At 33.2% G+C, this 12,171-nt stretch carries 9 protein-coding genes; 7 read left to right on the top strand and 2 right to left on the bottom strand.

What is annotated here, in order from left to right; genetic code table 11:
• Nucleotides 1-357 precede the first annotated feature (357 nt).
• The 4 genes from nagB to OLM57_RS14930 all read left to right on the top strand — a co-directional run bounded on the left by nagB (nucleotide 358) and on the right by OLM57_RS14930 (nucleotide 6,609).
• A complete protein-coding gene (nagB, locus tag OLM57_RS14945; RefSeq protein ID WP_264564490.1) occupies nucleotides 358-2,295 on the top strand; it encodes a glucosamine-6-phosphate deaminase in 1,938 nt (645 codons plus the stop codon).
• A gap of 133 nt (nucleotides 2,296-2,428) precedes the next feature.
• Nucleotides 2,429-4,501, top strand: a complete 2,073-nt coding sequence (locus OLM57_RS14940) for a beta-N-acetylhexosaminidase (protein WP_264564489.1) — start codon at nucleotides 2,429-2,431, stop codon at nucleotides 4,499-4,501.
• Nucleotides 4,502-5,038: 537 nt separating this feature from the next.
• Entirely contained in the window at nucleotides 5,039-5,833 is a 795-nt protein-coding gene (locus OLM57_RS14935; protein ID WP_264564488.1) for an energy transducer TonB, read from the top strand.
• A 260-nt stretch (nucleotides 5,834-6,093) separates the two neighbouring features.
• Nucleotides 6,094-6,609: a glutathione peroxidase gene (locus OLM57_RS14930; protein WP_264566917.1), complete on the top strand. Its 516-nt coding sequence runs from the start codon at nucleotides 6,094-6,096 to the stop codon at nucleotides 6,607-6,609.
• A 117-nt stretch (nucleotides 6,610-6,726) separates the two neighbouring features.
• Here OLM57_RS14930 and OLM57_RS14925 read toward each other — a convergent pair whose 3' ends face one another.
• A complete protein-coding gene (locus tag OLM57_RS14925) occupies nucleotides 6,727-7,674 on the bottom strand; it encodes a tRNA-dihydrouridine synthase family protein (protein ID WP_264564487.1) in 948 nt (315 codons plus the stop codon).
• Nucleotides 7,675-7,780: 106 nt separating this feature from the next.
• Complete coding sequence (locus tag OLM57_RS14920; RefSeq protein WP_264564486.1) at nucleotides 7,781-8,278, bottom strand: GNAT family N-acetyltransferase; 498 nt, start codon at nucleotides 8,276-8,278, stop codon at nucleotides 7,781-7,783.
• A gap of 141 nt (nucleotides 8,279-8,419) precedes the next feature.
• On the opposite strand from OLM57_RS14920, the gene menD reads away from it, so the two are divergent.
• The 3 genes from menD to OLM57_RS14905 all read left to right on the top strand — a co-directional run bounded on the left by menD (nucleotide 8,420) and on the right by OLM57_RS14905 (nucleotide 11,586).
• Nucleotides 8,420-10,081: a 2-succinyl-5-enolpyruvyl-6-hydroxy-3-cyclohexene-1-carboxylic-acid synthase gene (gene menD / locus OLM57_RS14915; RefSeq protein WP_264564485.1), complete on the top strand. Its 1,662-nt coding sequence runs from the start codon at nucleotides 8,420-8,422 to the stop codon at nucleotides 10,079-10,081.
• Nucleotides 10,082-10,254: 173 nt separating this feature from the next.
• Nucleotides 10,255-10,596, top strand: coding sequence for a DUF2853 family protein (locus tag OLM57_RS14910; protein ID WP_264564484.1), 342 nt, complete (start codon nucleotides 10,255-10,257; stop codon nucleotides 10,594-10,596).
• Nucleotides 10,597-10,731: 135 nt separating this feature from the next.
• On the top strand, nucleotides 10,732-11,586 hold the full coding sequence (locus tag OLM57_RS14905) for a S1 RNA-binding domain-containing protein (protein ID WP_264564483.1): 855 nt from the start codon (nucleotides 10,732-10,734) through the stop codon (nucleotides 11,584-11,586).
• Nucleotides 11,587-12,171: the final 585 nt, after the last annotated feature.

Below are 12,171 nucleotides of genomic sequence, written 5' to 3'. Positions count from 1 at the left end.
GCCAGACAGGGGAAACCCTGTCTGGTACTAATAAAGTTTTAAGAATTGAAAATGATGTTGCAAGAATTTTTAAGTCTATAAAGGTTGAATAACCATTCACTCTGATTTGTAAAGTATTTAAACTTTGTTTTAGGAGTCTATTAAAATTGAAATTTCTTTTTATTAAAAATAAAAATTACCATATAAAGCAAACGAATTATTATAAAGCTATAAGTCAAGGACGCTAATTTCTTTCTGTTTGCACTTAAAAAAATATTAAAACAAACAATACTTTTCTTTTAAAGATTTGATAAACAAAAGAATTAAAACATTTGTTATCTTTAATGGAAAACAAAAAATACATTAAAAAAATACAACATGAGAACTACATCAGCCAGGGTAAATGACATAAGCTTTAAGACAGCAGGACAGTTTGAAGATACCCGTTTTGAAAAAATACATAATGTAATTTTTAAAAATTCTACGGATGCATCTGTAATTGTTGCGCAAGAAATTGCAGACTTAATTCGATCCAAACAAGAAAAAAACAAACCTTGCGTTTTAGGATTGGCCACAGGTTCTTCTCCTATAAAAGTGTATCAAGAATTGGTTCGAATGCATAAAGAAGAAGGGCTTAGTTTCGAAAATGTTGTGACTTTCAATCTAGATGAGTATTATCCAATGCCCAAAGAGAGTAACCAAAGTTATCATTTCTTCATGCACCAACATCTATTTAATCATGTTGATATAAAGCCCGAAAATATTAATATTCCTGATGGGACTGTGGCTCTGGAAGATTTGAACCAGTTTTGTGTTGACTACGAAATGAATATTAAAAATGCTGGTGGGCTTGATTTTCAACTGCTTGGAATTGGTCGTACTGGTCACGTTGGATTCAACGAACCTGGTTCGCATATTAATTCCGGAACAAGAATTATTACTTTAGACCATATCACAAAAGTGGATGCTTCCGGCGATTTTAACGGAATTGGAAATGTTCCTAAAAGGGCTATTACGATGGGAGTTTCAACAATTCTAAGATCCAAAAGAATCGTTTTGATGGCTTGGGGGCAAAATAAAGCTTCTATAATAAAAAGAACAATTCAAGGCGAAATAAGCTCTGAGGTTCCTGCAACCTTCTTGCAAAACCATAAAAACACCACATTTGTTTTAGACGAAGGTGCAGCATCAGGACTGACAAGATTAGAGACACCTTGGTTGGTAGGAGAGTGTATCTGGACACAAGAATTAAAAAACAAGGCCATTGTCTGGCTTTGTCAACATACCAATCAATCGATTCTTAAATTGACGGATAGAGATTACAACAACAACGGAATGTCGGATCTTTTGGCTGCTGGAAGTTCTTCTTATGACCTGAATATTAACATGTTCAATGTATTGCAACATACCATAACAGGATGGCCGGGAGGAAAACCAAATACAGATGATTCCAACAGACCGGAGCGATCTACGCCTGCCAAGAAAAGGGTTATACTTTTTAGCCCGCATCCAGATGATGATGTGATTTCGATGGGAGGAACATTTGCCAAATTAATTAAGCAAGGACATGATGTACACGTTGTTTATCAAACCTCTGGAAATATTGCAGTAACAGATGATGAAGCTTTGAAATTTGCCGAAGTTTGTAATGATTTTGTTGGTGGAGATGAGACCGGAATTAATTTTCAATCGGTTATTGATTTTATAAACTCAAAAACACAAGGACAAAGTGATTCTGTCGAAGTCCGCAAATTAAAAGGATTGATTAGAAGACGTGAATCCTATGCCGCTACCCGATACATTGGTTTAAAAGATGAAAACACTCATTTTCTGGACCTTCCATTCTACGAAACGGGGGTAGTTCAAAAAAAACCACTGGGTCCTGAAGATGTTGCAATTGTAAAAGAAATTATTGAACGCATTAAACCGCATCAGGTTTTTGCCGCAGGTGATCTTGCCGATCCTCACGGAACTCATGAAGTTTGTCTGAATGCCATATTTGCAGCTTTAAAGGAATTAAAATCGAAACCGTACATGAACGATTGTTGGTTATGGTTGTATAGAGGTGCTTGGCACGAATGGGATATTCATGAAATTGACATGGCAGTTCCATTAAGTCCAGATGAAGTATTATTGAAAAGACAAGCCATTTTGTACCACCAATCTCAAAAAGACAGGGTAATGTTTCAAGGAAATGACTCAAGGGAATTTTGGGTAAGAGCCGAGGATAGGAATAAAAACACGGCCAAATTGTACGATAATTTAGGCCTTGCCGAATATGAAGCTATTGAAGCTTTTAAACGATTTGAGTACTAAAAATACTTTTGTTTGAGAATGCAGGAACTAAATTCATAATTGACGTGAATTAGCATTAAATTTTGAATTTAGTTCTACTTTCTATTGCCCATTATTCTAAAATTAGATATTAATTTACCTTCCAGCACAAAAAATGAAATACGTAATAATTTTTCTATTTGCCTCTTTTATCACTACTGCCCAAATCAATAAGGAGCAATTAGATGTAATGCCCTGGCCTCAAAATATAACTGTAACGGAGGGTAGTTTTGCTTTGACCAAAAATTTTAAAGTCAATATTACAGGGGCACCAAATCAAAGAATTTTTAGTGGGGCTACCCGTTTTTTGAGACGACTGGATGGACGAACAGGAATGTTTTTTTATCAAGGATTTGTAACTGGATTGAATGAAGTTCCTGATGCCGAATTGCAAATTAATTGTGTTCGCAGCGGAAAAATAGAATTGTATGAAGACGAAAGTTACTTGCTGGACATTGCAAAGAATAAAATCACGATAAATGCAACTACCGATTTGGGTGCTTTGCATGCACTCGAAACACTAGTGCAATTGCTACAAAACAATAAAGATTCTTTTTATTTTCCAATTTCAAAAATTTCTGATTTTCCTAGATTTACTTGGAGAGGTTTGATGATTGACGGGGCAAGACATTTTATGCCTGTTGATGTCATTAAGAGAAATCTGGATGGTATGGCTGCGGTAAAAATGAACGTTTTTCATTGGCATTTGGTAGACGATCAAGGCTGGAGAATCGAAATGAAAAAACACCCGAAACTAATTCAGATGGCATCGGATGGAAATTATTATACGCAGGAAGAAATAAAAAATATTGTTCAATATGCGGCTGATAGGGGCATTCTGGTAGTTCCCGAAATAGATATGCCCGGACATGGATCGGCAATACTTACGGCGTATCCAGAAATTGGGAGCAAAGTGGTCACTTTGAATGTGAATTCTGGCGAAAAAGAGCAAAAATTTACTCAAATTCAATCCTACTCATTAGAACGAAATTCAGGAATTTTTTCTCCAACATTAGACCCTTCAAATCCTAAGACCTATCAGTTGATTAGCGAATTTTTTGACGAAGTTTGTCCGCTCTTTCCCGGGAAATTTTTTCACATAGGTGGGGATGAAAACGAGGGTAAAGATTGGGATGCTAACCCAAAAATTCAGGAATTCAAAAAGAAACACAATCTGGTAAACAATCACGAATTGCAAACCTATTTTACGATGCAACTGATTCCGATGCTCAAAAAACACAATAAAGAGTTAATGGGCTGGGAAGAAATAATGACCAAAAACATGTCGCAAGACGCCATAATACATTCCTGGAAAGGGACCAATGAGGGTGTTCCTGCTGGAAAATCGCTTGTTGACGCCGTAAAGGGAGGGTACAAAACCGTTTTGTCCAATGGGTATTATATTGATTTAATGTTTGGAGTAGAAGATCATTATACAGTAGATCCAATGCCCAAAAATGTGGTGCTAACTGAAGTAGAAAAAGCAAGAATTTTGGGAGGCGAAGCCACGCTGTGGTCAGAATTGGTAACTCCTTCTACTATTGATTCCAGAATTTGGCCAAGGACTGCTGCAATTGCCGAAAGATTATGGTCGAATGAAAATATTACTGATATAGTAAGTTTGCGTAAAAGATTGAAAACCGTTTCATTTAGACTTGAGGAACTGGGCTTAACCCATCTTAAAAGTAAAGAAGCCTTATTGAGAAACATCAGTAACAATCAGAAAAATGAAGCTTTAGAGGATTTGTCCAATATATGTGAGCCGCTTAAAAAATATTCAAGAAATGCTCAAGGTACAGAATATCAGACCTATTCACCATTTACTTTGTTTGCAGACGCTTGTACGCCCGATGCATTTGATGCTTTGGGGTTTAATACAGCAGTTGATTCTTATTTAAATAATAAATCCATTGAGAATCAATTATTAGTTACTAATTATTTAAATAAATGGATTAAAATGAATTCAGATTTAATTCAATTAAGTCTAAATGCCCCACTAATTCAACCACTTTTACCTATTTCAAAAAATTTAAGTAGTTTATCAGAACAATTGCTGCTTAAAATGGATAAGAAACAAAATGTTGATGCTACTGTGCTGAATAATTTATTGGAGCAATGCAATTCAAAAGAACATGCCGATGTTGAACTTGCGGTTTACAATAGCCTAAAAAAGTTAGTTCAAGCTTAAAATAAATTCAAAAATAAAAGTTGTAATTGTTAAGATTGAGTTTGGTTATTTGTATTTTAATGTGTTTTTTATTTTGAATTAATATTGTTTTTTCTGAGAAAACAGTATTCTTAAACCTGGTAATTAGTTACCAGGTTTTTGTTTTTGGTGTAGTCTGCAAATGGTAGAGTGTCGCTCTATTATTTGTATATTAACTCTCTATTTTTCGAATTATTGAATGATACCTTTTAAATAATTAAATTATACTTTTTTATAATTAAAGTGCCATTGAGCTGTGTTAGTAGATAGTTCAACCGATTACGTTATCAATAAATATTGAGATCTATCAGCGGTAACATGCCAAAATTGGTGCGGCTAGTTAGTACGAAAAATAGTCTACAAATAAAAACCCTTTTGGTGATTTGTAATAAAAACATTATATCTATATTTGCTTCAAAACCGCCAACCTATAGCAATAATCTACTCTATTTTTGGTATATATTCGCTAGAAAGTAACGAGTATTTAAGTTATATGGTATTACAACTAAAAACAAAATAATGCATCAAAAGAAATTACACTTACTAATTGCTATCTTTATTATTCAATATTCTGTAGCACAAGACACTATTACTACATTTTACGATCAAAATTGGAAAGAAATAAAAAACATTGAGAATGCCTCTTTTAGCAGGAAATTTTTTATTTCAGATAAAATTTATGTAGCAAACGATTATTATAAAAATGGCAGTATCCAAATGACTGGAACTTATACAAACAAGAAAGGTACTTTTAGGGAAGGTTTTTTTAAATACTTTTTTGAAAATGGTAATGTTAAATCAGAAGGAAATTACCTAAAGAATAAACAAAATGGAAAATGGAAAAACTATCTAGAAAATGGAACTTTAGAATCAGAAGGTGAATATGTGCAAGGTAAAAAAAATGGAAATTGGATTTGGTATTCTGAAACTGGAAAGATCTGTGCTAATGAAAACTACATCAAAAATAAAAGAATTAATTATAAGTTTTTTGATGATGAAGGAAAGGAAATTGATATTTCTAGTGCTGAGCACTTAGCAAGTTTTCAGGGGGGTGATGCAAATAATTTTACCAGATGGGTCTTAAAAAATGTTAGATATCCGCTTGAAGCCAATGATAGTCACGGCACAGTTGTAATTGAATTTTATGTAAACACTTTGGGTGAAGTTGAAGATATAAAAATTGCTAAAAGTGTGAACCGCTTTTTAGATGCCGAAGCAATTAGAGTTATTTACTCATCCCCGACTTGGAATCCTGCAAAAGAGCATAATAAATATGTAAAATTATTCTATTCGATACCAATAACGTTTAAATAAAGTAACATCCTTTAACTACCACTGCAACAGTTTTGGTCAATAGACTTAATGGAAAGTTAAAAAGATTCAACTGAAAAGTAGAATCTTTTTGTTTTTACACAGCTCCAAAATTTGAGCTTGCTAAAGTGTACAATTGATAGGTTGTTCTTTCTGTTTTAATTAACTTTTGTTCAGGTAAAAAAAAAGATGATAACGCAAATAATTTCTTAATTTTATAAAAAAAATAAATCATGAAAAAATTAGTAGTAGCAATCTGCGCGATGTTCTTTTTAAGTATTCAAATTCAAGCTCAAGTGAAACAAACCATTTATCAATTTAAAGTCGAAGATTTATATGGTAAGACTTTTGATTTTGCCACACTAAAAGGCAAAAAAGTTATGATTGTCAATACGGCTTCAAAATGTGGTTTGACTCCGCAGTACAAGGATTTAGAAGCTTTGTATAAAGAATATTCGGCTAAAGGTTTTGTGATAGTAGGTTTTCCTGCGAATAATTTTGCTTCGCAAGAACCGGGAACTAATGCAGAAATCGCGACTTTCTGTCAGCAAAACTATGGAGTTACATTCCCTATGATGGACAAGGTCTCTGTAAAAGGAGATGATATGTGTGCCGTTTATCAGTTTTTGACCAAGAAATCTAAAAATGGTTTGGAGGATTCTGAAGTACAATGGAATTTTCAAAAATACCTTATCAACGAAAAAGGGGAATTAGTAAAAGTAATTTCGCCAAAAACGTTACCAACGGATCCAGAAATTGTGAATTGGATTAAAGCGTAATTTTAGAAAGTATTTAGTAAATCAGTTTAGAAAAAAAGAGTTTGTAATGCAAGCTCTTTTTTTATGGACTTAAATGAACTTATTCATCTTAATATGGCTCAGAAAAACATAACTATTCTACTTTTCTTTAGCAATAACTTCCTTAACCGTAGCTTCGTAATTTTTGATGCTTTTGGACTTTTTAATGTTTTTATGAACTTTATGCGGATTTGAAAATATAACCGAAAAATATTCCCATAAATGATGCATCTTCAAAAGTATATGAGTTGATCCCGATAATGATTCGCTATAACCTTGATATAAAGTGTCGTGAAAATCACTAAACAATTCCATTTTATTTTTTGGATAATCGGAAGCATCGCTTTTAATCATGCTCGGCAAAAAAGGATCTGAGATTAATCCTCTACCAATCATCCAATGGTCAATAGTTGGAAAGCGTTCTTGCATTTCGTGGAATTTAGACACCGAAGTAATATCACCGTTGTAATACAATTTGTGTTTGGTGTTGTCAATGCATTGTTGAAACGCATCCAGATGTACGCCACCTTTATACAGTTGTTTCCCTATACGCGCGTGTATGGCAATGTTTTTTATTGGGTAATTGTCTAAAATGGGTAAGAGGTCCAGAATTTCTTCGCTAGTATCATAGCCCAAACGCATTTTCATAGACACAATAATGTCGGTTTCATTATGGACTCTTTCTAGAATATGATTGATTTTTTCGGTATTGCTGATAAGACCGGAACCCATACCGGATTTTGTAACCATAGGGTAAGGACAACCCAAATTCCAGTTCAATTCCTTATATCCTAATTCTTTGACATATTTAGCAACAAATATAAATTCGTCTGCGTCATTGGTTATAATTTGCGGAATAACTTCAAGGCCAATGTTGTTTTCAGGAAGCAAATCTCTTTCGTAAGATGATTTTATAACCAATTTACCGTTCAGACGAATGTATGGGGAGTAATAGGTGTCAATACCACCGAAGTATTTGTTGATGGCATTTCGAAATCTAAAATCGGTAAATCCTTGTAAGGGTGAAGAAAGGAGGGTAAAGCTCATAGTATTTGTAAAAGATGCAAAGATACTATAAAGTTATAAGTCGTAAGTTTATAAAGTCATAAAGTCAAATTGGCAACAACAAGACTTTACTGTTTCTGACTTTATTTCACTCCAAAATCAATTGCATAAAAACCGAATGCAACCAACGATCAAATTTATAACCAGATTCTTTGATGATTCCAACGGTTTTAAATCCAAATTTTTCATGAAAATCGACACTGCTTTGGTTTTCGGCATCGATTACAGCAATCATAGTGTGTAATTTTTGGTTTTTGGCCAATTGTATCAATTCATATAATAATAATTTTCCAATTCCTTTTCCATGATGTTCTTTATCGACATAAACAGAATGTTCTACGGTGTATTTATAGGCTTCTCTAAATCGAAATTCACTATACATCCCAAAACCAACCACTTTACCATCCTGTTTTGCAACAATTACAGGAAAATGTTTGTTGATTTTTTCTTCCAATATTGCCTTTTGCTGTTCGTAAGTTCGAATGTTGTAATCATATAAAGCCGTTGAGTTTAGAATATTATAATTGATAATATCCAATATGGCTTGCGTATCCTCGGTTTGGTAGGGTCTTAATTTGATTTTCATCTGTAGCTATTTATTGATTTCAAATTTAAGAAAAATAGCCCGAAATGAATGGAAAACCCTTGGCAACTTTGTAACTTTGCAAAACACTTTTTAGAAGTTTTGTTTTTAAACTTTTAAACTTTAAACTTTTAAATCTTTTAAATGACTTACCCCAAAATACCTTTAGCACAAAGTATACTTCAAATTTTTTTAGCCAAAGAAATAATCAACATTATCATATCTCCGGGTTCAAGAAATGCCCCCCTTACAATAGGTTTTGCCAGTAATCCTGCTTTTCAATGTTATAGCATTGCCGACGAGCGTGCTGCAGCCTTTTTTGCCTTAGGAATAGCCCAGCAAACTGGTAAACCCACCGTTCTTGTTTGTACTTCTGGATCGGCTTTGTTGAACTATTATCCTGCTTTTGCAGAAGCATTCTACAGCCAGATTCCATTAATTGTGATTTCGGCAGACCGACCGCAGAGCAAGATTGACATTGGCGATGGTCAAACCATTCGTCAGGAAAATGTATTTGCCAACCATTCGCTGTACAATGCCAATTTGTTGGAAACAGTTTCTGAAGAGAATGATAGAAAAATTAACGAAGCCATTAACACCGCTATTGACCAAAAAGGACCAGTGCACATCAACGCGCCATTTGAAGAACCTTTGTACGAAACGGTTTCAGAGCTAAGTGTCAATAGTCTTGTCTTCGCTTCCCCAAAAGAACCACAGACGATTGATATCAAAGAATTACAACAATACGCCAACATTTGGAACAAATCTTCCCGAAAATTGATATTGATAGGTGTAAACGACCCTCATGCTATCGCTGATTCAACTATTGAAGCTTTTGCCAATGATGAATCGGTTGTGGTAATGACCGAAAACACTTCAAATGTGCATCATTCCAGTTTTATAAGTAACATCGATACCATAATTACACCTTTTTCAGCAGAAGATTTTGAAGATTTTCGACCAGAAATTCTAATTACTTTTGGAGGAATGGTTGTCTCCAAACGTATTAAAGCGTTCCTAAGAAAGTATCAGCCGAAATACCATTGGCATATTGATTCTTTAAGAGCGTATGACACATTTGGTTGTTTGACACATCATTTTGAAATTGAACCGAATGCTTTTTTCAATGCTTTTTTACCTTTGACAGAAACAATTGAAAGTAATTATTTCTCGAATTTAAATGTAATTAAAGGCATACGCAAAGAGAAACACGAAATTTATCTGTCTAAAATCCCTTTTACTGATTTTAAAGTATTCGAAAAAGTAATTACTACTTTGCCTCAAAATAGTCAATTGCAAATCAGTAATAGTTCGGCTATTCGTTATGCCCAATTAATTCCCATAGACCCATCCATCGAAGTGTATTGCAATCGAGGTACCAGCGGAATAGACGGCAGTACTTCTACTGCTATTGGTGCAGCTGCCGCCAACGCCAAGCAAACGGTTTTTATAACTGGAGATATTGGATTTTTGTACGACAGCAATGCGCTTTGGAACAATTACATTCCGAAAAACTTTAAAATCATTTTAATAAATAATGGAGGCGGAGGAATTTTTAGAATTTTACCAGGACATAATGAAACGCCTGTTTTTAATACTTTTTTTGAAACTTCTCATAACTTAACAGCAGAACATTTGGCAAAAATGTATGGCTTGGATTATGCCGCTGCAAATGATGAGATGAGTTTATTCGAAGGATTAGATTCATTGTATGCCCAAAATGACCGACCAAGTATTTTGGAAGTTTTTACACCAACTTTAGAAAATAATACTGTTCTATTGCAGTATTTCAAGGAATTGATATAGTTGTAGTATTTAGCTCGTCCATTCTGTAGGAATGATTCTTTTTATTTGAATCAGTTTTTTATCAAATAATTAAAATTTTATGAAAAAATAATGAATAAAAATCGCACACATAAATAATAAATTGCTAAATTTGAGTAGGTTATAAAAACAAACAAATCTTTAAATATATTTTTATGAGTGCAAGAGATGTATTAATTGTAAAATATGCAGCCGATTTGAAAGACAAATGCGGTATTAGTCCTGATATGGACTTATTGACAAAAGTGACAATAGGTTGTGGCCCGTCAATATATAATCCAGATTCTTCAGTAGTTGCTGGAAGTCAACAAGCTGAATTAGATACAATAAAAAATAATTTTTTAATCAAGAAATTAGGATTATCAAGTGGTTCAGCACTAGATGTAGGAATTAATGCCGTATTGGAGCAATATGGTAAGTCAAACAGAAATAAATACAGAGCAGTTGTATATTATTTATTAGCTGTTTATTTTGGGAAGCAAAGTGTATACAATTAAGTAAATACTTTCAATAAATAGAAAACGTCCTAAGTGGGCGTTTTTTTATGAAATTATTTTTTCGAATTCCCATTTTCAAACTTCGTACCTTTGCACTTTAAAATTGGTTGTTTAGCAACTCAGAATCTTTACAAAATGATTGAAATAGGAAAATACAATACGCTAACAATATTGCGTGATACCAAAGTGGGTTTGTTTTTAGGAAATCCAGAAAAAGATCCAGAAGGAATACACGATATACTTTTACCCAATAAATACGTACCAAACGAATTTGAAATAGGCGAGGAGCTTATTGTTTTTGTCTATTTGGATCACGAAGAACGCCCAGTTGCTACAACTCTTGAGCCTTATATTTTGTTGAATGAGTTTGCGCTTTTACGCGTAAATTATACCAATCAAATTGGTGCTTTTATGGATTGGGGAATGGAGAAAGACATACTTGTTCCGTTCAAGGAGCAAGCACGTCCTATGGAGAAAGGAAAGCGCTATTTGGTGTATCTTTATATGGATGAAAAAACCAATCGTTTGGTAGCTTCCAGCAAATTAAATCAGTTTTTAAAAAATGACCATCTTACTGTTGAAAAAGGGGAAGAAGTAGATTTGATCGTTTCGCATATTACCGAATTGGGAATCAACGTTATTATCAACGAGCAATATAAAGGACTGTTATACAAAGACGAGGTGTATGATGATGCTATTCGAACAGGAGATCGTATGCGCGGTTATATCAAGAATGTCAGACCTGATAATAAGATTGATGTTTCGCTACAGATTCAAGGATATCAGAGTATAGAACCCAATGCTGAAAAGATTCTAGACGAATTAAGAGCCAGTAGAGGTTTTTTACGACTAACGGATAATTCGCATCCCGAAGATATTAAGACCGTTTTGAAGATGAGTAAAAAAACATTCAAAAAAGCCATCGGAGCTTTATACAAAGAAAAACTAATCGAGATTAGAGATGATGGAATCTACTTGGTTAAGGAATAAAAAAAAAGAAAGGCTAGTCATTTTGATTAGCCTTTCTCTCTTTATTTTTGTTTTTACCTTATAGATTTAAACAAAAATAAATTAACTTTCTTACAATTTAAAAGTATATTTAAGCACTTTTATTAAATACTAATTGTATATTGATACTAGTATTACTGTAGTGTAAATCTCCTTGTAAATGGATTGTCTATAAATAATAGTCTGCTTATTTTGTAAAGAAACAATTTCACATTAAAACCATTGGTTGTCTATATATATTGAAAATTTACTTTCTTGAAACAATTCTTTGAAGCTTAATTCTTTTGAAACAAAGTTGTTGATTGTAAAATTTTTTGTTTAACCCTAGGTGCTACTTTCTATCGGTTACAATTTTGGCAAATGTTTTATTTATCTGCTTGTATTTTAAAATAGTTTTTGAAATAATTATATAATTTAAAACCATAAAAACAAAAGCGACAATAATTTCAATTTTACTCAAAAAAAATCATTTTTTAGGTTAATAAATCAGTGAAAGAAGTCGTGCTAATCTGAACTAATAACTAACATTGTTTTAATGTATTTTATTGATTAGCATGAAATAAAAGT

This window comes from Flavobacterium sp. N3904 (genome assembly GCF_025947305.1).
In the GTDB taxonomy this organism is placed as follows: domain Bacteria; phylum Bacteroidota; class Bacteroidia; order Flavobacteriales; family Flavobacteriaceae; genus Flavobacterium.
The sequence above is the reverse complement of the archived record's forward strand: the minus strand, read 5'-3'. Positions and strand labels throughout refer to the sequence as shown.